The organism is Acetobacter musti (assembly GCF_011516835.1).
Taxonomy (GTDB): domain Bacteria; phylum Pseudomonadota; class Alphaproteobacteria; order Acetobacterales; family Acetobacteraceae; genus Acetobacter; species Acetobacter musti.
Genome location: NZ_WOTB01000039.1, coordinates 1 through 21,372, shown reverse-complemented (window position 1 = coordinate 21,372; position 21,372 = coordinate 1). Strand labels below are relative to the sequence as shown.

At 51.4% G+C, this 21,372-nt stretch carries 15 protein-coding genes; 9 read left to right on the top strand and 6 right to left on the bottom strand.

Annotation, left to right across the window (positions count from 1 at the left end; all coding sequences use genetic code 11):
* Positions 1-234: 234 nt before the first annotated feature.
* From GOB93_RS18400 to secA, 3 genes are all read right to left on the bottom strand, one after another.
* The gene (locus GOB93_RS18400; protein WP_173584899.1) at positions 235-1,743 is read right to left on the bottom strand and encodes a Ppx/GppA family phosphatase; all 1,509 of its coding nucleotides are present in this window, start codon (positions 1,741-1,743) and stop codon (positions 235-237) included.
* Between the two features lie 142 nt (positions 1,744-1,885).
* Positions 1,886-2,635, bottom strand: coding sequence for a YebC/PmpR family DNA-binding transcriptional regulator (locus GOB93_RS18395; protein WP_173584898.1), 750 nt, complete (start codon positions 2,633-2,635; stop codon positions 1,886-1,888).
* 187 nt (positions 2,636-2,822) lie between these two features.
* Positions 2,823-5,543: a preprotein translocase subunit SecA gene (gene secA / locus GOB93_RS18390; RefSeq protein ID WP_173584897.1), complete on the bottom strand. Its 2,721-nt coding sequence runs from the start codon at positions 5,541-5,543 to the stop codon at positions 2,823-2,825.
* Positions 5,544-5,857: 314 nt separating this feature from the next.
* Between secA and GOB93_RS18385 the strand changes: the two genes are divergently transcribed.
* The 5 genes from GOB93_RS18385 to GOB93_RS18365 all read left to right on the top strand — a co-directional run bounded on the left by GOB93_RS18385 (position 5,858) and on the right by GOB93_RS18365 (position 12,399).
* Positions 5,858-6,823 carry a peptidylprolyl isomerase gene (locus GOB93_RS18385; protein ID WP_173584896.1) on the top strand — a complete coding sequence of 322 codons (966 nt, stop codon included), beginning with the start codon at positions 5,858-5,860 and terminating at the stop codon, positions 6,821-6,823.
* Between the two features lie 162 nt (positions 6,824-6,985).
* Positions 6,986-8,221 carry a bifunctional glutamate N-acetyltransferase/amino-acid acetyltransferase ArgJ gene (gene argJ, locus GOB93_RS18380; RefSeq protein ID WP_173584895.1) on the top strand — a complete coding sequence of 412 codons (1,236 nt, stop codon included), beginning with the start codon at positions 6,986-6,988 and terminating at the stop codon, positions 8,219-8,221.
* A 46-nt stretch (positions 8,222-8,267) separates the two neighbouring features.
* On the top strand, positions 8,268-8,885 hold the full coding sequence (locus tag GOB93_RS18375) for an RDD family protein (RefSeq protein WP_173584894.1): 618 nt from the start codon (positions 8,268-8,270) through the stop codon (positions 8,883-8,885).
* Between the two features lie 147 nt (positions 8,886-9,032).
* Positions 9,033-11,660: a mechanosensitive ion channel family protein gene (locus tag GOB93_RS18370; RefSeq protein ID WP_173584893.1), complete on the top strand. Its 2,628-nt coding sequence runs from the start codon at positions 9,033-9,035 to the stop codon at positions 11,658-11,660.
* Positions 11,647-12,399: a 2OG-Fe dioxygenase family protein gene (locus GOB93_RS18365; protein WP_198912726.1), complete on the top strand. Its 753-nt coding sequence runs from the start codon at positions 11,647-11,649 to the stop codon at positions 12,397-12,399. Before GOB93_RS18370 ends, GOB93_RS18365 begins: the two co-directional genes overlap by 14 nt.
* A gap of 10 nt (positions 12,400-12,409) precedes the next feature.
* Here the strand turns inward: GOB93_RS18365 and GOB93_RS18360 are convergent, their stop codons facing one another.
* Positions 12,410-12,847 carry a hypothetical protein gene (locus GOB93_RS18360; RefSeq protein WP_173584886.1) on the bottom strand — a complete coding sequence of 146 codons (438 nt, stop codon included), beginning with the start codon at positions 12,845-12,847 and terminating at the stop codon, positions 12,410-12,412.
* 104 nt (positions 12,848-12,951) lie between these two features.
* Between GOB93_RS18360 and GOB93_RS18355 the strand changes: the two genes are divergently transcribed.
* The gene (locus GOB93_RS18355; protein WP_173584892.1) at positions 12,952-15,006 is read left to right on the top strand and encodes a TonB-dependent receptor plug domain-containing protein; all 2,055 of its coding nucleotides are present in this window, start codon (positions 12,952-12,954) and stop codon (positions 15,004-15,006) included.
* A gap of 54 nt (positions 15,007-15,060) precedes the next feature.
* Positions 15,061-16,017, top strand: coding sequence for a ribokinase (locus GOB93_RS18350; protein ID WP_173584891.1), 957 nt, complete (start codon positions 15,061-15,063; stop codon positions 16,015-16,017).
* An 844-nt stretch (positions 16,018-16,861) separates the two neighbouring features.
* Here the strand turns inward: GOB93_RS18350 and rfbF are convergent.
* Both rfbF and GOB93_RS18340 read right to left on the bottom strand, forming a co-directional pair.
* The gene (gene rfbF / locus GOB93_RS18345; protein WP_173584890.1) at positions 16,862-17,626 is read right to left on the bottom strand and encodes a glucose-1-phosphate cytidylyltransferase; all 765 of its coding nucleotides are present in this window, start codon (positions 17,624-17,626) and stop codon (positions 16,862-16,864) included.
* A 65-nt stretch (positions 17,627-17,691) separates the two neighbouring features.
* Positions 17,692-18,732, bottom strand: a complete 1,041-nt coding sequence (locus tag GOB93_RS18340; RefSeq protein WP_173584889.1) for an NAD-dependent epimerase/dehydratase family protein — start codon at positions 18,730-18,732, stop codon at positions 17,692-17,694.
* A gap of 506 nt (positions 18,733-19,238) precedes the next feature.
* Between GOB93_RS18340 and GOB93_RS22305 the strand changes: the two genes are divergently transcribed.
* Together GOB93_RS22305 and GOB93_RS18330 are read left to right on the top strand one after the other, a co-directional pair.
* Positions 19,239-19,781, top strand: coding sequence for a dTDP-4-dehydrorhamnose 3,5-epimerase family protein (locus GOB93_RS22305; RefSeq protein WP_173584888.1), 543 nt, complete (start codon positions 19,239-19,241; stop codon positions 19,779-19,781).
* A gap of 50 nt (positions 19,782-19,831) precedes the next feature.
* Complete coding sequence (locus tag GOB93_RS18330; protein ID WP_173584887.1) at positions 19,832-21,112, top strand: class I SAM-dependent methyltransferase; 1,281 nt, start codon at positions 19,832-19,834, stop codon at positions 21,110-21,112.
* The last annotated feature ends 260 nt before the right edge of the window (positions 21,113-21,372 follow it).

The window sequence follows — 21,372 nt, the reverse complement described above, 5'->3', positions numbered from 1 at the left end:
AGATGACAACCACTCAGGTAACCGACTCTGGCAGATTTTATACATTAGCGGCTGATTCCCCGGTTTCCGTCAGCGTGACATCCGAATGCTAATGCACAGCATACGACGACCCATCGCACCATGCTTTTCGCAAGTTCGTGAACATCTTCTTTCAAAAAATGTCCTGATGAAGAAACTGGTGCAATTCCGCCACTGCACGGAGGTGCGTCCATATTTTCATAAAATTATGGCTGTTTATCCCGGAATGATGGTCGTCTGCGGCGCTTCGTCCATTATTCCCGACAGCTTCATCACCTGAGCAAGTCTCGTAAGGCGGCGACGAACAGCGTCTCCGCGCACCGCAACACGTGCTGATGTCAGATGAAGACAGAGTTCAGTATCATTCAGTTCAAGACGCGTACCCTGAAGCAGTCTTTCGGTGCCGCCGCAGAGAACATATGCCAGCCGAAGGGCAAGGCCCAGAGTAATCCCCCAGGTAAACATCTCATCATTGAGCAGGGAACGGGATGTTCTGAGATAGGACGCAGTGTCCGGCTCCGCTTCATAACGGATGGCGAGAGCGAGGGCCAGAGCAGCCCGGGCCTGATGATCAAAGCCCGCCCCCTGCAATCGCAGCACACGCAGATATGTCTGTTCAGCGCGATATTCCGGATGATCGTGGCTGCCAACATCGGAAAGCCTGCATGCGGTCTCGCGAAGACGACGCTGATGATCGGTCTCACCTCTGAAGATTGGCTGAATCCAGTCGATCAGAGCATTCGGAAGAGTGTCGCTACGCCCCAGCCGCGCGCACATGTCGCGGGAAACAGTTTCAAGCGGGTCAAGAGACTGGAGATCAGGAGCGACGTTCAGCGCGTACCAGCCTTCGCGCAGTCCGTCGACACAGAATACAATTTTTTCCGGCTCAATGCGCCTGATAAGTCGACGGAGAACGGTCGCTGCAAACGGGACGTCATCCAGACGTTTGCGGGGTGCGTTTGGCAGACGCTCAAGAGCCTTGCGATTGCTCTGAATGAGCCAGCCGGTCATGTCGCGGGCGGCAAGCGGATTCAGCGTATAATAATGTACAATATTGAGCGGATAATCCGTGCGCGCGATTTCGAGACGAGCTAGTGCGCGGAACGCGCCGCCAACGAGATAGAGAGTTTTACCGCGCATCCCGGTGAGCCACTGCACGCCCGCCAGATCGGCGTCAGCAATGACCTTGGCGTTTGCGATATTGCCACTCGCGCGGTCGCTGAGGTGGATGACACCGAGAGGGAGCGTGTCGGCATCGTGCCGCCCCTCACTGTCAATACGGATGAGTTCAAGCGAACCACCACCGATATCGGCAACGAGGCCATTGGCTTCCGGAATGCCACAGAGCACACCAAGTGCGGAATGATCGGCTTCCTCGATCCCTGACAGGATGCGGATTGGGACATCCGGCATCAGCTGACGCAGGGAAGCAACGAATTCCGGACCGTTGACTGCATCGCGGACGGCGGCGGTAGCAAGAATCTCGAAGGGGTCAGCATTCATGCCGCGGGCAATGGCGTAAAAACGACGAAGCACGTCCACAGCCAGGGCCACGCCTTCTTCGTTCAGCCTCCCGGTCGTCGTCAGGCCGCGCCCGAGACGCAGAACGGCCTTTTCGTTGAAAATAGGTACCGGATTGCGGGACACACCGTCGAACACGACCATACGGACGGAGTTGGAGCCGAGATCGACGACGGCAGAGCGCGCCGGGGGATCAGCCTGCATATTTGCTCCTCTGGACGCCTTGAAAGCGCCGGGCCTCCATGGGGTGCGCAAGATCTGAGCTTCGTGCCCGCCCTGAGCAAGCCCTATAGCTGATCGTGTTCCGGTGGAAGCCAGAATCGATCAGGTGCCTGCTTATCCGGATTTATGCGGAAAGCGCGGCAGCAACATCTTCCGGCAGGTCGAAATTAGCGTATACGTTCTGGACGTCATCGCTGTCTTCAAGGGCATCGAGAAGTTTCAGGACGCTGCGGGCCTTCTCTTCATCGAGCGGCACCGAGTTTTCCGGACGCCAGTCAAGTTTCGCACTTTCGGGCTCGCCGAATTTCGTCTCAAGTGCGTCTCTGACGGTAAAGAAAGATTCGACCGCGCAGGTGATTTCGTGAATTTCGTCGGTAGAGACGACGTTTTCGGCGCCGGCCTCAATGGCCGCTTCCAGCATATCGTCCTCGGAAGCCGCGCTGACGGGATATGTGATCACGCCGGTACGGTTGAACATGAAGGAGACGGAGTTGGTCTCGCCCAGGGAGCCGCCATGTTTGGAGAACGCGGCGCGGACATCGGAGGCGGTACGGTTGCGGTTGTCGGTAAGGGCCTCAACGATTACAGCGATGCCGGCGGGACCGTAGCCTTCGTAGCGAACTTCGGTGTAATCATCGCCACCACCGGTGCCGGTAGCTTTTTTGATCGCACGCTCAACCGTGTCTTTCGGCATATTGACCTCCCGTGCTGCGGAGATGGCGGCACGCAGGCGGGGGTTGGTTGACGGATCGGGGAGGCCAGATCGCGCGGCGACGGTGATTTCGCGGATGACCTTAGCGAACTGTTTCGCACGCTTTGCGTCCTGTGCACCTTTACGGTGCATGATGTTCTTGAACTGTGAATGGCCAGCCATGCCGCCCTCGTTATCTTTCTGTCTGTACCGGTCGCCGGACCGGCCTGTTCATAATACAGCGGGGTGATGGAGAACCACTACCCGGATGCAAACATAAGCTGGGATTTTCCCCCGGCTTTCTCCCTGGGACTATCAGCTACCGTCTGTCCGGGCTTTCCTTTCCGGAGCGGTTGGCGAACCGCCCCACTCAGGCATGACTGCCATGACAATGTTTGAACTTTTTCCCCGACCCGCAGGGACAGGGAGCGTTCCGTGGCGTCTCACCCCACGTTTCCGGATCATCAGGCAGGATCGCACCGGAACTGACCGGCTCGGATGAAACAGAAACAGGCATCTGCGCATAATGCGCCGGCTCTGAAGCAAGGCCAGGCACTTCGGGATCGGGGTGAAACTCGCCGATACCTTCAAACGGATTGGATTCGAGCGGTGGCGCAACTTCAACACGGCTAAGCATCGAAACGACGCGTTCACGCATTTCACTCAGCATCACGTTAAAGAGCTGAAAGGCTTCATGTTTATATTCGTTTAGCGGGTCTTTCTGACCGTAGGCGCGCAGACCGATACCCTGACGAAGCTGATCAAGGGCATGGAGGTGTTCTTTCCACACAGAATCAAAGGTCGTGAGCAGAATCTGCTTCTCAAGATACCGCATAAGGTCTGGCCCGAAATTGGCCGTACGAACCGCCTGTGCCTGCGCAGCAGCATCTTCAACCCGGGCGGCAACCTGCTCCCTGTCCATTCCATCTTCCCTCGCCCATTCAGCGACCGGAAGTTCAAGATTCAGAATACGACGAAGGTCATCAGCAAGTTCCTCGCTCTGCCACTGTTCGGCAAATGCTTTTTCCGGAATGCGCTGATCAACGAGCGACAGGATCAGTTCCTCCCGCATATCGTTTACGATTGCGGCGACATCATCCTCCATCATGAATTCGCGGCGCTGGGCGTAAACCTCCTTGCGCTGATCATTCATGACATCGTCGTATTTAAGCGTATTCTTACGCATATCGAAGTTACGGGCTTCGACTTTTTTCTGAGCGCGCTCAAGAGCCTTGTTCAGCCAGGGATGAACGATGGCCTCGCCGTCCTGCATGCCCATCTTCTGCAGCATTCCGGTCATCCTTTCGGAACCGAAGATACGCATCAGATCGTCCTGGAGCGAGACGAAGAAGCGGGAGTTACCGGGATCACCCTGACGGCCTGCACGACCGCGGAGCTGATTGTCAATGCGGCGGCTTTCGTGACGTTCCGTACCTATAACATATAAACCGCCGGCAGCTTTAACAATTTCCTGGTTACGGGCGACTTCTCCACGAATAGCCGCTTCAGCGGCTTCACGTTCAGCAGGATCGGTGATGTGGTTCAGTTCCTGCTGGATCCGCATCTCAACATTACCGCCGAGTTTGATATCGGTGCCACGACCGGCCATGTTGGTTGCAATAGTAATGGCGCCTGGCGCACCGGCCTGGGCGACGATGGCGGCTTCCATTTCATGGAAGCGGGCATTCAGCACATTGTGCGGAATGCCGCGTGCCTTCAGGGTCGCCGAAAGGGCTTCACTTTTTTCGACGGACGTTGTGCCAACGAGGATCGGCTGACCGGTCTCATGGATTTCCTCGACGAGGTTCCCAACGGCCGTGAACTTCTGTTCTTCGTTCAGATAGATTTCATCGTCTTCGTCCTTACGGGCGACCGGCAGATTTGTCGGGATTTCAATGACGTCAAGTTTGTAAATTTCAGCGAATTCATCCGCTTCGGTCATGGCAGTGCCAGTCATACCGGACAGCTTGGGATAAAGGCGGAAATAATTCTGGAAGGTGATGGAGGCCAGCGTCTGGTTTTCCTGCTGGACTTCGACATGTTCCTTGGCTTCGAGCGCCTGGTGCAGGCCGTCCGAATAGCGGCGGCCATCCATCATACGACCGGTGAATTCATCGATGATAACGACTTTGCCGTTCCGAACGATGTAATCCACGTCGCGGGAAAAAAGCGTATGGGCGCGCAATGACTGCTGAACATGATGGACAGCGGCAACGTTGTGAACGTCGTAGAGGCCACCATTTTCGAGCAGCCCGGCATTACGGAGCAGTTCCTCGACGCGATCGGAGCCTTCCTCCGTGAGAATGACAGTACGGAGTTTCTCGTCCTTGTCGTAAGCTGCTGTGTCCTTCACCAGTTCGGCCACAACGGCGTCGACGCTGTTGTAGAGCTCCGTATCGCCTTCCGCCGGACCGGAGATGATGAGCGGGGTCCGGGCTTCATCAATAAGGATTGAGTCAACTTCATCAACAATGGCGTGGCTGAATGGCCGCTGGACCATCTCGTCCAGGCGGTATTTCATATTGTCGCGCAGGTAGTCGAAGCCGAATTCGTTGTTGGTTCCGTAAGTAATATCGGCGGCGTATGCAGCGCGACGGGCCTCATCCGGGAGGTTCGGCACGATGACGCCGGTTGTGAGCCCCAGAAAGCCATAAAGTCTGCTCATCTCTTCGGCATCACGACGGGCAAGGTAGTCGTTGACGGTGACGACGTGGACGCCTTTTCCGGTCAGCGCGTTAAGATAGACGGCCAGAGTCGCCACGAGAGTTTTGCCCTCGCCGGTGCGCATCTCGGCAATCTTGCCTGCATGCAGGACCATGCCGCCGATAAGCTGGACATCGAAATGGCGCATACCCAGAACACGCTTCGACGCCTCCCGGCAGACAGCGAAAGCTTCGGGTAGCAGAGCGTCCAGGGTTTCACCTGACGCCAGACGTTCCCGGAATTCGATTGTCTTGTGAGCAAGAGCAGCATCATCCAGAGCGGCGACGGACGACTCCAGCGCGTTGATCTGGGGCACGCGGCGCTGAAAAGCCTTAAGTGAACGGTCATTGGAAGTGCCGAACAGGGCGCGGGCGAGCGAGGCGAGCATGAATACCTTTCCGGAACAGCACGCTGCCTGACCGGCGCCTGACTCCGTTCATACCTCCGAACAGGGAGGAACCGTGTCGGGGTCAGAGACTCACGACAAACAACCGGTCGCGTGCGAGCACTGAGATAAGGCCGGCAATGCTCCGGGTCAACCGATGAGCCACAAAACGGCTGTTATCTGCTGCCCGCCATACCGACCCTGACCATATTATCCCATCATATTGCAGGAGCGTGAATTGCTCACCCCGCGCCCTTGCGGGTGCCAGTCGTGTCGGCCATGATGCGCGCCGCTCAGAAACACAGGGTTTATCTCTCATGCGGTTTACCAGCCCGGCTTCCATTATCGCTATGGCGGCCCTGCTTACCTCGACTCTCCTGTCTTCCCCCAGCGCGTCTGCTGCGCCCGCAGCCGCAACTGCGGCGCCTGCTCCCGCAGGCAGCCCGACGCCACCACCGGCGGAAGCGCCTGCTGATCCGAACCTTGTGGTAGCGACGGTGGATGGCAATAAAATTACGCTTGGCGACATTCGTCAGTCGGCGGCGAATATGCCACCGCAGCTTCGCCAGTTACCACCAAATGTAATTTTCCCGATGCTGGTCAATCAGGCGGTAGATCAGAAAGCGATCCAGATCGTGGCGCGCAAGGCTAATCTCCAGGCCGATCCTGAAGTCAAAGCCGCGATGGATGTTGCCGCAAATAACGCATTACAGACGGCCTGGCTTTCCCGGCAGGTCACTCCTCAGCTCACTGATGCGGCTATTCATGATTTTTATTTAAAAAATTACGCGAATAAAGCACCTGAGAAAGAAGTCCATGCACGCCATATCCTCGTGAAAACCGAGGCGGAGGCCCAGGATGTGATCAAAAAGCTAAAAGCTGGTGAGGCATTCGGCCCACTTGCCGAGAAGCTGTCGATTGACAAGGGAAGCGCGAAGAATAACGGCGGTGATCTTGGCTGGTTTAAAAAGGGCGACATGGTTCCGGTCTTCTCGGATGCTGCTTTTGCGATGAAACCGAATACGTTCAGCGAAACTCCGGTTAAGAGCCAGTTCGGATATCATGTCATCCAGGTTCTCGACACGAGGACCGCTCCGATTCCAAAGGAAGATGAGGTTAAGGACAAAATCCGACAGCAGCTGATACAGCAGGATGTAAGGTCTGCGGTCGAAAAAGCTGCGTCTCAGGTAAAGATCGTACGCTATGGGCCTGATGGAAAACCCGTTCCCGATAACGCTCAGCCTGCGATCGCCGGAACGCCGACCGCTGCACCTAAAAAATAAATCTCTGTCGAATCTGTTCCCGCGGCTGGCAGGAGCAGCTTTCTCATGCAGATACAGGAAAAGGGGCGTCGTTCTGGCGTCCCTTTTCCTGTATCTGAGACCATTCAACAGACTTCTGTGGTCCTCAAATCTGCATCGGCCTGACGCACAAGGTTTTCACAAATGGCAAAATCGCTGCCTGTTTCTCCCCTCGCCTCTTCTCTTCCGGCGCTCGGTGTGGTGCCGGGTGTTCGGCTCGGTGCCGTGGCCGCTGGTATTCGCTATCACGGCCGGACAGACCTTGTTGTCGCTGAGTTCATAGAAGGCACCACTGTCGCAGGCGTGTTCACGCAATCAAAGTGTCCGGGCGCGCCGGTTGACTGGTCGAGGAAGGCGCTGACAGGCGGTTCGGCGCGGGCACTGGTCGTCAACGCGGGCAATGCGAATGTGTTTACCGGTCAGGCCGGAGTTGAGACATGCCGTATCACCGCCATCGCTGAAGCCGGACTTGCGGGCTGCTCTCCGCAGGAAGTGTTTCTTGCGTCAACAGGTGTCATTGGAGAGATATTGCCGGCAGACCGCATTACGAAGGCGCTGCCGGAATTGCACGCTGGTCTCTCTGAGACCGGGTGGGAGGACGCTGCCCGCGGAATCATGACGACGGATACCTTCCCGAAGGCAGCCTTACGCAAGGTCGAAATTGAGGGTGTGTCTGTGACGATTCAGGGTATTGCCAAGGGTAGTGGTATGATCGCCCCGGACATGGCAACGATGCTGGGCTTTGTCGCGACGGATGCATCACTTCCCGCACCTGTTCTCCAGACGCTTCTGGCCAGAGGCATAACAGGCAGTTTCAATTCGATCACGGTGGACTCCGATACATCGACCTCCGACATGGTTCTGCTGTTTGCAACGGGATATGCGGGCAACCGGATCATCAGCAGCGCAGATGATCCGGCACTGGCGGCATTCCGCGATGCACTGAACGGGCTGCTGCTCGATCTGGCGCTGATGGTGGTGAGGGATGGCGAAGGTGCTACCAAGCAGATCAAAATCACGGTGAACAGCGCCGTGTCCAATGCTTCAGCACGCGAAGTTGCTAAGGCGATTGCCAATTCACCGCTGGTAAAGACAGCAGTTGCCGGTGAGGACGCGAACTGGGGTCGTGTGGTGATGGCTGTCGGCAAGAGTGGCGAACCGGCAGATCGCGACCGGCTGTCGATCGCGATTGGGGGCGTGATCATTGCGCGGGACGGTACAGTTGTCGAAGGTTACGATGAAACTCCGGTAGTAGCGCATATGAAAGGGCGCGAGATCGACATCGTGGTCGATCTGGGGCTTGGTAACGGGACGGCAACCATGTGGAGTTGCGACCTGACTCACGGCTATATCGATATCAATGGCTCTTATCGGAGCTGATAGCTAAGGACAGCGCGACCACGTTTTGCCGAAAGGATAATATCTGATGTCGAACTCCCTTCCTCCGGGCTGGGGTCAGAATGCGTGGTCCACGAAGACGGCCGGACCGGCGGATGACTGGACCGGAGGAGAACAAAGCGCTTTTGGCTATGCCGGATTCTGGATCCGGACAGCGGCGGCGCTGCTCGACTGGTTTATTCTGAGCATGGCGGGATATTTTCTTCGTCTGCTGGCTGTTCCCACATTACGGTTTGATACGATCGAAGTTCCCGGGGATACGCCGTCCTATGAAGTCGCTTACCGTACGACGGATTACTTTTATTCTGTCCCTTTCCCGCACACGCACATAGACACCTCCGGCAATAATCCGGTCTTTTTCCTTCTGACGCTGGCCTGGGCGGTTGCATTTGAAGCATCGGCCATGCGTGGAACACCGGGCAAATGGGTTCTGGGGCTGCAGGTATGCGATCTGAATGGCCAGCGCATCTCGCTCCTTCGTTCGCTGGCGCGTAACCTTGTTAAAATCTTCGTTTCTTTCCCATTTCTGTGCGTCGGCGTGATCATGGTGGCCTTCACAGCACGCAAGCAGGGACTGCATGACATGGTAGCGGGCACTCTGGTGTTACGGCGGCAACGGATTGTCCGGTTCGGCGGTCAGATCTGACAGGCCGGCTGCTCACGTCCGCTCCGGGACTTCCTGAAAGCCCGGGACTTTCAATGTCAAACAAAAACAGACACTTTTGACTCAATATTTTTTGTCGCGGCAGAAGCCCTCTTCTGTCGCGACAAATGCAGATCGGAGCGGAATACAATGACAGGAACCAGGACATCTCTGAAACCGTCGGCCCGGAACGACGCAGGGCTGTCCGTAAGGCGTTCCTTCGAATGGTTACGGGGTTCCGGGTTTGTGCTGGCCATTCTCCTGTTTCTGCTCCCTTACGGAGCGAAGGCCGCGCAAGCGGACCCCATTGTATCGCCGCAAACCACAGGGGCTCAGGCGCTTTCACCAAAGGAAGCGCAGGAACTTCTCAACGTCCTGAACGACCCTAAACAGCGTGACGCATTTACGCATGATCTGTCGCTCATGACACGCGGAATACAGGCGACGGCACCGGGACCGCAGACCGGTATCACGAAGAAGGGCACAACTGCACCGAATGCAGTGGTTTTGCACAACGATCTGTCGTCCGGATTTTCATCCATAAAAACTGAGATAGCCGGGTATCTTGAGAATTTCCTCGCTCTTTTCAAAGATCTGAAAACAGTCGGGACGTGGTTCCAGAATGAGATCAATAATCCCCAGACGCGCGGTGTCCTGATCGGGGCTTTCACACGAGCTTTCATGATAGTCGGTGTGGCGCTGCTGACCGAATGGGGAACGGCTCTGATGATTCAGAAGCCTCTTCGGCGAGTGACGGACCGTGCGATAGCCCGTGAGGAACGGATCGGGGCCAGTGAACCGGTGCAGAACGGGAAGGTCGAGCCTGACACCGACGAAGCTGTTTCCGATGATCAGGTTGCGCAGGCCGCTGCGGCGTCCGGAGCGCCACAGGAAGAAGTGCAGACTCTTGAAACGCGAGCCGACGACCAGCGGCGCCAGATTGAAACCCTTCGGTTTCTCGCGCGTGTTCCTTATGCGCTGATGCATCTGGGACTCAAGCTGCTGCCTGTCGGTGCGTTTCTCGGCATCGCATTTGCGGGTTCGGCGGTTGCCACGAACACAACCGAGTCAGCGACGGTGACGGAAACACTGGCTCTCGCCTATGCGGCGGCGCGTGCGCTGTTTATTTTTCTGGAAACCGCCATTGCGCCGCGTTCTCCGGCCATCCGTCTGATGCCAGCAGGCGATTCGACCGCATGGATGCTGACCCGCTGGTGGAACATTCTGGTCGCCGGCCCGTCGATTGTTGTCTGTCTTTCTGTTCTCGGCGGAGAATTCGACCTGTCCGATCGTGGCACGGAAGCAATGATCCGGGCAGTCGTGCTTGTCGAGCATATTCTGATTGCGATCTTTATCTGGCGTCTTCGCCCAGTTGTCGCCCGTACAATTGAACCGAAACGGAAAGCGTCCAAGAGCGCGTTCTGGTCTTTCATGCTTGCACTTGCGCGTGTCTGGTGGGTTCCGGCACTGTTCCTCGACGCGGCGCTCTGGGTGGTATGGGCGGTGCATCTGCGCGGAGGGTACGACTGGATTCTGCGCACCACAGCGATGACCATCGTTATTATTGCTGCCTCGCGTCTGCTGGCCGTACTGGCCTATGGAGCTCAGGACCGGCTGTTTCGTCTCAATCCTGAGGAGGTGAAGCGCCGGCCCGATCTGCAGAAACGGGCAGATGTTTATTACCCTTTTGTACGCGGTGCTCTGACTATTTTCATTACCTTCGTCAGCTTCCTTGCGCTGACGGAAGCGTGGGGCATCAGCAGCGTACAGTTCTTCTTCTCAAACCGTCTTGGATCCAGACTGCTGGGCGCCGCAGTGACGGTCGTGATCGCGTTGACGATTGCAGCGGCGATCTGGGAGGTTGTCAATGCGATGCTGAATCGTCAGCTTGAGCGCTACGCTCAGACGGCCCAAGAGACACGGGCCACCCGGCTGAAGACGGTTCTGCCAATCATCCGTACCGTGCTGCGGGCAGCAATCATTGTCATCGTAACGGTAACGTCCCTATCGCAGATCGGAATCAACGTCACACCGCTGCTGACCGGTGCGGGCATTATGGGCGCGGCGCTGGCCTTCGGTTCACAGAGCCTGGTGAAAGATTTCATCACAGGGTTCTTCATGCTGGTCGAGGATGCGATTCAGGTTGGTGACTGGGTAACGACCGGAGGCGTGGCCGGGTTTGTGGAGCATCTGTCGATCCGGACGGTGCGGGTCCGTGCGATCAACGGTGACCTGCACATCATTCCGTTTTCGTCCGTGACATCGATTGCGAACACGGGCCGGGATTTCAATCAGATCATTATCCGACAGACAGTGGATCTGTCCGAGGATGTATCACGTGTCGTGAAGATCATGTCGGATGTTGTGGATCAGATGCGGAAGGAAGAGACGTTCAGAGGTATCATTTATTCCGGCTACAATGATCTCGGCGTGGATAACACGGATGGCAACGGTGCCGTTATTATTGGCTCGATAAGGACCGCCGCCATGATGAAGTGGAAGGTTCAGCGCGAATTCTACAAGCGCATCGCGCATCCTATGGCAAAAGCAGGTGTTCTGTTCTTTACCCCGACCTCATACACAGCGTCCGCACCTGGCACGGCGCTGAACATCACGGGGGAAATGTCTGCGCTTCCAGGCAGTACCCCTGCAAACGAGGACAAGCCTGCTGCAGACCGGACCACAGCGACGCAGACGGGCACGGTGCAGGCTGACAATAAAGCAAATGATGGCAAGGTAACCAGCGAAGCACCCGGAGATGGTCATGATAGAAAATAACGAGGCCCGGTTTCCGGCAGCGGCTGTTCTTGAGATGATCGAGGACGAGACACGTGCAGTGCATTTTGCCCGCATCATTTCAGGCGAGATGAAGCCGCTGCTTGAAGCATTCGGAATGTCGGACTGGGCTGGTTTTGCAGCGAGCTGGCAGCGCCTTGGCGTTGATCGTTATATGGCTGACGGTGGTCGTTATCGACGGCGGCGTTATGCCACTTTTTCACTGACACAGGACGCAATCATTCGAAAACGTCACCAGCCACATTATCAGAGCCGGGATTACAATGCGCTGAATGGAGGCGTCGAACGATGGTTCGAACCTGTCGAACGGGAAATCGGTGCGCATCCGGTGATGCATGCGGCTCTTGCTCTGATACGGCGACTGGCGACAGATCTTACACCATTACAGTCACGGCCGGATGTATGGCATGCCGAGGTGCATCAGTTCCGGATTGAGGCGCAGGAGGCGCATGAAGGCCGGCCTACACCGGAGGGACTGCATCGGGATGGGGTTGACTGGGTTCTGGTAATGATGATCCGGCGTGAGAATGTCGTGAGTGGCGACACGACTATTCATGACCTGACGGGGCGTGAGTCAGGCAGTTTTACGCTTTCAGCACCTCTGGACGCTGCATTCGTCGATGATAATCGGGTTTTTCACGGCGTGACTCCAATCCAGCCAGTCGATCCGTCCCGTCCGGCTTATCGTGATGTTCTTGTTGTCACTCTGCGTCACCAGTGACGTCAGCAATTCAGTAAGGCCATGCCCCGGAATAATGCGCTGCGTGCCAGCCAACCGCCGTCAGCAATGCAACAAACATCATAGCACCAAGCATTTGCGCCAGTTCTTTTACAGAGGCACGGTCCATATGACCGGCATCTGAAGAAAGCTCTGTCGATGTGCCTAGTCTCGCGACGGGGTTCGGAGCTACCGGAATAACAGGATCTGCATGAGTGTCCTGATGGGGCGATGCAGCAGATATATTTTCCTGCACTGAGATCCCTTCGGCATGTCCTGCCCCACTCTCAGACGAGGCAGAATGGTCATTAACCGAAGCGTTACCGGTGGCTTCAGGTCCTGTCATGTTATCGCTCATCCGCTTCCTCCAGCGTTGAATAATAACATGCCATGCAGAAGATGCATGCATCTTTTCCACAATCACAGGAAAATACAATGCTCTGGAGAGCATCTGTCTCCATCCGCGGGTAAAGTTAACCCGCAAGAAAGCATCCTGCCTTTAGCATGGCTTCATGGGCCGGATAACGCGACAAAAAAACACAGTAATGAGTGGCCATGTCTGATCTCAGGCATCTTTTAACGCACGTAACGCGACGACCGGCCATCCTGCCTTTTCGAAATCAGCTTATCTTCTCTACCCTATGCCTGATGGCCCTGAACGCAGGAAATGCGCACGCCCAAACTCTGGATTACAACGCATTTGAGACGCTTTTCGGCGAACCGGTCACATCTTCCGCAACCGGAAAACCGCAGAGAGCCAGTGATCTTCCGACAGACATGCAGATTATCACCCACGATCAGATTGTAAGTTCCGGCGCACAATCGGTGCCCGATGTACTCCGAATGGTCGCCGGCATTAACGTGCGCAGTTATTCGACACTGGGTGCAAACGTTTCGATCAGAGGTAATGATGCAGCGGGCGGCTCACGAACGCTGGTTCTTGTCGACGGCCGGCAGGTCTATCTGGATGGTTACAATTTTACAGATTGGGGCCTGCTGCCTGTGTCCCTTCGCGATATCCGTCAGATCGAGGTTGTTCGTGGCCCGAATTCAGCCGTTTACGGTTTCAATGCATCGGGCGGTGTGATCAATATCGTGACGCGCGACGTCCTTCACGAAAACAAAAGCTATATTCATCTCAATGGTGGCAGTCTGGGAAATTTTGGCGGCGAACTGGTCGCCTCACATAAATTCTCCAGTCAGCTAGCGGCGAAACTTTCGTTAAACGGTTTTCAGGCGGATGAATACCGTGATGCCCGGTCGCGCGGTACTATACTGAAAACACATACGCTGAATGCCTCTCTTGATCTGCGTGGACAAATCACTTCACCGATCGACTGGCAGCTTTCAGGAACCATCGGACAGGAGAGAACGCCATTCTGGGCCGACCTCGGGACTTACGCCGTTACAAATCCTCTTTCAAAGAGTCTGGAGGGAAAGATCAATGCCGATACATCGGCAGGTCTTATCGAATTTAAGGCATATCAGAATTCTTATACCAGCGGCGCTTATGATACGGTGTCTGCACTCGGGATGACATTGCCTATAGATTTTGATTACAGTCTTGACACAACTGATACTCAGCTGTCTGACACAATTTCGCTTAATAGTCAGAACGATCTCCGGCTTGCTGCTGAATATCGTTATACTACGCTTAGCGCGCGTGAAGCCGGAATGCAGCTGGCAAGCGAGTACGACATGCTGGCAGCAGGCTCAGTTGTGTGGGATTACAGGATTCTTCCTGATTTAACGCTGACAAACGCTGTCCGTCTCGACGCGTTCTATGTTCCGTCCATGCGAAATCCATTACCGGCATATGGGGAGATATCTGCTTCCCACCAATATATAGAACCAAGTTTCAACAGCCGTATCCGTTATGATGCCGGGGCAGCAGGCGTATTTGGACTAAATGTCGCACGAGGAATTCAGTTGCCGGCATTGTTCGATTTCGCTCCGACCATGAGCTTCGGAGCTGCTACGATTTTAAATAATGCATCGATTATGCCGTCAACGACCATCAATATTGGGCTTAATTATTCACGAAATATCCGGCCTGTTGGTGCATATTTCTCTCTGGCGCTATTTGCACAGCGAACCAGTAATATGCTGGGAACACCTTTTTCACCGAACTTCAATTACTCTCCACCGGCAACGCTTACTACACAGCCCGAAAATTACGGTCGCGTCGATGTCGCCGGTGGTGAAGCCAGGCTGAATGGTTCGGTATTGGCTGGTCTGAAATGGGATTTATCCTATGCAATGACTGCCGTACGTGATCTGAATAAAAGTTCCCTGATTAATTTTCAGCGCCAGACACCTGTTAACTCCGTTATCGGTGGTTTTTCTTACAATCTCGGTAAATTCGAACTGAGTTCCCATGTACGCTGGCAATCACATTATCAGGATATCATTGCTGACTTTTCGCGTCTCACACTTAATAACGTGAAAATTCATGGGTTTGTAACTTTGAATGCTCGCATTGCATGGCACTTCGATAAACGGTTTATATTGTCTCTCAGCGGTGATCAGCTCGCGGATCCCGAACTCCGTGAGACATCGGGACTCAGAATACAAAGGCGACTCCTTGGCGGCCTGACGGCGCAGTTCTGAACATCCGCATTTACTGTTATGAGGCCAACCACCTTAATGAACAGGATGGCCGATATGTCGGATGCGTTTCCCCTCGTACTTTCTTTTGGCAGCATAAATATTGACGTAGCGGCACGAGCGCTTCGCCTCCCCTCGCCCGGAGAAACAATACATGCGGAAAGCTACGTTCTCGGTCTGGGTGGTAAAGGGAGCAATCAGGCTGCGGCTGCGGCCCGGTTGAGTCGTTCCTTACCGATTCGGACGGCTTTGGTCGGGCGCGTAGGTCTCGACGCATTTGGAATTCAGGCACGGACAGAACTGCTCGCATTTGGTGTTGAATTGAAGGCGTTGCTGAACGACCCGGACCATCCTACCGGTCTGGCCCTCATCATCGTGGATCAAAAATCGGGGGAAAACAGCATTACTGTCATCGGAGGGGCCAACATGGCTATCGATGATACAGATATTACCCGCGCTGATGTGCTGTTTTCTGAAGCCAACGTCCTTCTGCTGCAACTGGAAGTTCCAATAAATGCTGTTCTTTCAGCAGCCAGACGCGCTGCGCGTTCTGGCGTTTCAGTTATTCTTGATCCGGCGCCCGCACCTGCAAACGGACTCCCTGTGGAACTCTGGCCATTGATTGACGTGATTACGCCCAATGAAAGTGAGACTCTCATTCTGACAGGGATAAATCCGGAAACTCCGGAATTGGCGGCCCACGCAGCAGCTTCGTTGCTTCGTCGCGGCGTCAGAGCAGCAGTCGTGAAAATGGGAGCAAAGGGAGTGTGGTGGCAGGACGAAACCACAGGCGGATTCATACCCCCATTCCCGGTAACGCCGTGCGATACGGTCGCCGCCGGCGACTGTTTCAACGCGGGTCTCGCCATCGGTCTGGCACAAGGTCGACCTCTTGCCGAAGCGACACGCGTAGGCGCTGCATGCGGTGCACTCGCAACGACCCGAACAGGAGCTGCACAGGCGGCACCTGAGTGGAGTGAAGTCGTTACGCTTTTGACGAGTATTATGGAGTGAGAAGGCTACTACGGTCTTAAGCGTGAAACATACGAATGCAACGAGATTGTAGTTCGTGAAGCATTGCTAAAAGCCGTTCATAATCTCGGACGAGCCTTCGAAAGCAAGTTGTTCATACGAAAGATCGCCTGCAATCTCTGGTCAAGGAAGCAGCAGGAAGCTTTTTACGACCTTTGACGATCTCAGTGGAGTTTTCCATGGTCCGTTATAACTGCAGAAATTTTCTGGCTATTATAATCCTGCCCTACTTTTGATCCGGTGTAGCCCTGATCAGCCTGACCAGCCTGACGTTCTCGTCTGTCGCCTGCTGAATGGCCTCAGTCAATGAACCGGCTTCTTACCCTCGGTCATCCCCGCTGGCCGAGGTGACGTGCAGAGCCAGATGTCCTTGGGCGTGGGCCGCCATATCGCAGCTTCGAGCCATTCTTTTTTTTTGCACCGTCATACTCGGATCTGGCGCCGCTTTCCAGCTGCAATTCGCAGCACAGCCCGCAGATCGTGAACCAGTGCCTCGAAACAACCGGTTTCCATCCAGCGACGGGATTGCCGATAAACCGCAGATACGGTAGCAAATTGTCGGGCATCGCACGCCATGCAATCCCGTAACGGCTCATATACCGAAAACCGCTGAACGGCTTTCTTAAAATCGTTGTGCCGCTGTTCCGTATCTTCTGCTGATGCGTGAGGATACGGAACAGCGGCATTACTCTTCATCGCTGACGTCAGATGGATATGGTCATACACGCAGTATTCATCTATACTATTCAGCATTACTCGCGCCAAAAAAAGATAATATCCTTTGGTTAGAAAATGATAATATTATAATTAATTTATGATACTATAATTACCATATCTTCCAAGGGGCTTTATTTGAACTCCACAAATGATCTAAATAACGCTTATCTCGAAGTGTATCCATCGAATACCAGAACCCTTCATGGGTAATCGCCATTAATTGCTTATTATCAGCTAGTCTTTCAAGGGGTCTACGTTCAAAGATAGTCGTATCATCTTCCAGATAATCAAAAACACCTGGAGAAAGCACAAAAAACCCGCCATTCACGAGACCCTTCCCCTCAGGTTTTTCATGAAATTCAACAACCTGACCATCATTAATATTCAGCGATCCAAAGCGGGCCAGAGGGCTTACCGCTGTTACCGTACTTATTTTGCCGTGAGATTTATGAAATTGAATAGTGTCCTTAATATTCAGATCGGTAACACCGTCCCCATATGTCAAACAAAAATCTTCATCACGCAGATAATCTTTCAGACGCAACAGACGTCCTCCTGTCATGGTCTCAAGACCCGTATCTACAAGAGTAATTTTCCACGGCTCAGCACTTTTTTTGAGAGTTTTTACGGAATTGTTTTCAACATCCACTTCTATATCTGATAAATTCGAATAATATTCAATAAAATACCGCTTTATCATGTCAGCTTTATAACCAAGCGGAACAACAAATTCATTTACGCCATATACGGAATATATCTTCATAATATGCCAAAGTATGGGCCTCCCTCCAATCTCCACCATAGGCTTCGGACGGGCTTCTGTTTCCTCCATAAGACGAGTACCGTAACCACCCGAAAGAATAACTGCTTTCATGTCTAAATCCTAAGTTAGAAATAAATAATATATAAATCAGAGTTATGAGAACACGTCTCTTTTTTCTACCGTATAATCCATCTTAACTCCTTATCAATTATTCCAGCATCAATAAAATTAGCCAGAACTTGAAGTCTGACGAGATCACTCCACCCTGCGTCAGATCGCAAAAGGCCTGAATTACTTATTCCAGCTATAAGATCTTCGATTGTCGATGATAACGATATTCTGGGAAGATAATTGGGAGCTAATTGTGCGAGAAGCGAAAAATCAACTTTATAAGATCTCTTGTCTGGTAACGCACCATAATTAATATCAATCTGCGTTCCAGGTATGGCATCTGCCACGGCAAACGCTAACTCTTTTACTGTATAATTACCACTATCGACGCCAGAATTAACAATTAAAAAACCCGCCCCAGATCTCGTTATCGCCCATTCCATAATGCGGGCCATATCTTTCACGTCGATTAAAGGGCGGCATGGAGAGCCATCGCTCAACACCGAGACTTTACCTGTCCGCAGGGCAGCAGACACAAAGTCGTTAAGGACGAGATCAAGCCTAAGACGTCCAGAGAAACCACAAGCCGTAGCAAAGCGAAGGCAGGATATCATCATTCTGTCTGACTGCATTTCAGCTAGTTTTTTCTCTGCTGCGATCTTAGATTTTGCATATGCAGTAAGGGGACTGACATCGTCCTGCTCCGTGCGTGGCACCTCTGACGCAGCGCCATATACACTACAACTGGATGCCAGAACAAAATGTGTTACGCCCGCTTTTTCAGATAAGTGTGCAGCTTTAACACAGCACTTGTTATTTACTTCGTCAGTTACGTTAGCAAACTGTTGACCCATCGGATCATTTGAAATCGCGGCCAGATAAATAACAGCGTCTACACCGTGAAAAGTCGAAAGAGTCAATTCACGCACGTCCCCAAATAATTGCTCATTAAGAACCACTTCGGGAACCGGGTCACTACTGACCAGACAATGCGCAAATAATGCACTATCGAAACCCGACAAATGAGCATCCGGAAATCTATTCCGCATATAACGACTAACGACTGAACCAACATAACCCATATTTCCAATAATAAGGATATGCATGTTGTTTTCTTTCCCAGATGTCATTTAATGGAATTAATTCGCAACATATTTTCTGATTATTATATTTTTCCTGCGAACTAGTTTTCAGATATTTAGATCAGATTTTTTTGCAAACGCTTGAAAAATGTCGAATTTTATTTTTTACCCAAATAGACGTAGTCCTTATATCACACGAGACTCGACTCTCCTGCCTTACACATTCGCGTGATCATGGTGTGTAAAATACAACAATTATTTTTTTTACAAAAAAAACTATGCCATATACTGAATGCAGAGATAAACCAGTTCACCATAATAAGGGCTACCCGATCGCGACTCATGATATTATCTATTCGTATAAATCAGTATTCTCGTCGTGAACACCAAGACGATAAAATTGAGTTTGATATTCTATAGATTTGATAATTATAGTTATCATATAATTGCGTTTAGGCATTTGCAATTTATAAATTTACCTATAAAAGTACTATGCAATAATACCATAAACTAAACAATGGAAATATTCAATGATATTTGAAAAAACTTCTATATTAGATATGTGGAAAATCAAAATAAAACGAGAAAGTGATGAACGCGGCTCATTTGGAAGAATATTTTGCGAAGATTTATTTCGAATAAATGGACTTGAGAGTAAATTCATACAAATTAGTAGTTCTAGAAGCAACAGAGAAGGTATAATACGTGGTATGCATCTCCAGCACTCGCCTTCATCTGAAGTAAAATTAGTTCAATGCATAAAGGGGGGCCTGCACGATGTGGTATGTGACGTACGACCTTGGTCGTCTACCTATCTCGCCAAGGAAATAAATATACTTCATGAACAGGACGATCAGATTCTTTATATCCCGAAAGGATGTCTCCATGGATTCCAGACTCTTCAGCCTAATACTGAAGTGTACTATTCTATTTCAACTCAATACGACCCAATAAATGCCGCTGGCATTCGTTATGATGATCCAATTCTAAGTATAAAATGGCCACTACCCCCAACATGTATTTCTAACAGGGACCGTGAACTTCCATTTTATACGCATGATTTTTTGAAATAATAATCTACTTCCTTGCTAAAGTGCAGTTAATATAAAATTCGGAGACGAATATGGATAATTTCTATGCGACTGACAGTAGTGTTACATTGGCTAAATCGGGAAGTTCATCCGTTTGTCGTCTTTGTGCTGCCAATCTGAATACAACTGTTGTGGATCTTGGTGTCTCGCCATTAGCTAATGCGTTTATCAGTATAAAAAATAAAAATAAAATGGAGCCATTTTATCCATTACATGCAATGATTTGCGATCATTGCTGGCTTGTTCAACTGGAGCAATTTGAGACACCTCAACAAATATTTGAAGATTATCTATATTATTCGTCATACTCTACATCGTGGCTGAGGCACGCTGAGAGTTATATCGAAGATATGGTTCGGTGCTTTAATCTTAATTCCTCATCTTTAATTGTTGAAATAGCAAGTAACGATGGCTATCTTCTTCAATATGCACAAAAAAAATGTATAAAAGTTCTTGGGATTGAGCCAGCATCCACAGTTGCAGAAGTAGCTATATCTAAGGGAATCAATACAGAGGTTGCATTTTTCGATAAAGAAACAGCTATGCGCCTGAGAAACAACGGTGTTAAAGCGGATCTGATGGTCGCTAACAATGTTCTTGCTCACGTTCCAGATCTTCACAATTTTCTTGAAGGATTTCGTATTCTTTTGAAGGATGATGGAGTTATTACATTTGAATTTCCTCATCTTATGAAATTATTAACGGAAGCACAATTTGATACAATTTATCATGAGCATTTTTCGTATTTTTCTTTGAAAACTGTAATCGAAGCTCTTCGCATACATAACCTAAGAGTGTTTGATGTTGATCAATTATCCACACATGGTGGTTCGCTACGAGTATATGTTACTCACGAAAAAAATAAAAATCATCAACAAACAGGAGCGATACAAAACATTCTGAACCAAGAATATTCAGCCGGATTATATAATATTGAGACATATAAATCTTTCTCAGAGAGAGTGATAAAAATCAAAGAAGATTTTGTTGAATTTTTAATTAATGAAAGAAGGCTAAATAAGAAAATTATCGCTTATGGCGCTCCTGCCAAAGGCAATACGTTACTCAATTTTTGTGGAATTGGACCAGAATTTATTTCTTTCACAACCGATATAAATCCTCATAAGCAAGGAATGCTTCTCCCAGGCTCAAGGATCCCAGTCATGTCACCTGAAGTAATCCGACACGAAAAGCCCGATGTAGTTATTATTTTACCTTGGAATTTAAAAGATGAAATAATGTCTCAATTATCATATATTCGTAGCTGGGGTGGCCGGTTTGCACTTTCGATACCTGATCTTTTAATAATATAGAGTAATATATAATTCAAAAAATTATACGTGTATTGACTTTATAAAGTAGTAAATTTATTTAATTTTAGTTATTATAAATAATAAAAAGAGACATGCCCCCAATATTAAGATTTATAGCCAGAACATGACGGTTACGGCAAGACAGATGACTAGGGCGTATCGTCAGTTAAGTCCGAGAATTGCGGCGACGAGTTGCACGACTGCGAGGAAGGTTGATTTCATCCTGTCACAGCGCGTTGCGATACCTCTGAACTGCCTCA

Bases quoted from the DNA above. Each gene is read 5' to 3' on its own strand.
- GOB93_RS18400 (WP_173584899.1), bottom strand. From the start codon at position 1,743: ATGCAGGCTGATCCCCCGGCGCGCTCTGCCGTCGTCGATCTCGGCTCC.
- GOB93_RS18395 (WP_173584898.1), bottom strand. From the start codon at position 2,635: ATGGCTGGCCATTCACAGTTCAAGAACATCATGCACCGTAAAGGTGCA.
- secA (WP_173584897.1), bottom strand. From the start codon at position 5,543: ATGCTCGCCTCGCTCGCCCGCGCCCTGTTCGGCACTTCCAATGACCGT.
- GOB93_RS18385 (WP_173584896.1), top strand. From the start codon at position 5,858: ATGCGGTTTACCAGCCCGGCTTCCATTATCGCTATGGCGGCCCTGCTT.
- argJ (WP_173584895.1), top strand. From the start codon at position 6,986: ATGGCAAAATCGCTGCCTGTTTCTCCCCTCGCCTCTTCTCTTCCGGCG.
- GOB93_RS18375 (WP_173584894.1), top strand. From the start codon at position 8,268: ATGTCGAACTCCCTTCCTCCGGGCTGGGGTCAGAATGCGTGGTCCACG.
- GOB93_RS18370 (WP_173584893.1), top strand. From the start codon at position 9,033: ATGACAGGAACCAGGACATCTCTGAAACCGTCGGCCCGGAACGACGCA.
- GOB93_RS18365 (WP_198912726.1), top strand. From the start codon at position 11,647: ATGATAGAAAATAACGAGGCCCGGTTTCCGGCAGCGGCTGTTCTTGAG.
- GOB93_RS18360 (WP_173584886.1), bottom strand. From the start codon at position 12,847: ATGCTCTCCAGAGCATTGTATTTTCCTGTGATTGTGGAAAAGATGCAT.
- GOB93_RS18355 (WP_173584892.1), top strand. From the start codon at position 12,952: ATGTCTGATCTCAGGCATCTTTTAACGCACGTAACGCGACGACCGGCC.
- GOB93_RS18350 (WP_173584891.1), top strand. From the start codon at position 15,061: ATGTCGGATGCGTTTCCCCTCGTACTTTCTTTTGGCAGCATAAATATT.
- rfbF (WP_173584890.1), bottom strand. From the start codon at position 17,626: ATGAAAGCAGTTATTCTTTCGGGTGGTTACGGTACTCGTCTTATGGAG.
- GOB93_RS18340 (WP_173584889.1), bottom strand. From the start codon at position 18,732: ATGCATATCCTTATTATTGGAAATATGGGTTATGTTGGTTCAGTCGTT.
- GOB93_RS22305 (WP_173584888.1), top strand. From the start codon at position 19,239: ATGATATTTGAAAAAACTTCTATATTAGATATGTGGAAAATCAAAATA.
- GOB93_RS18330 (WP_173584887.1), top strand. From the start codon at position 19,832: ATGGATAATTTCTATGCGACTGACAGTAGTGTTACATTGGCTAAATCG.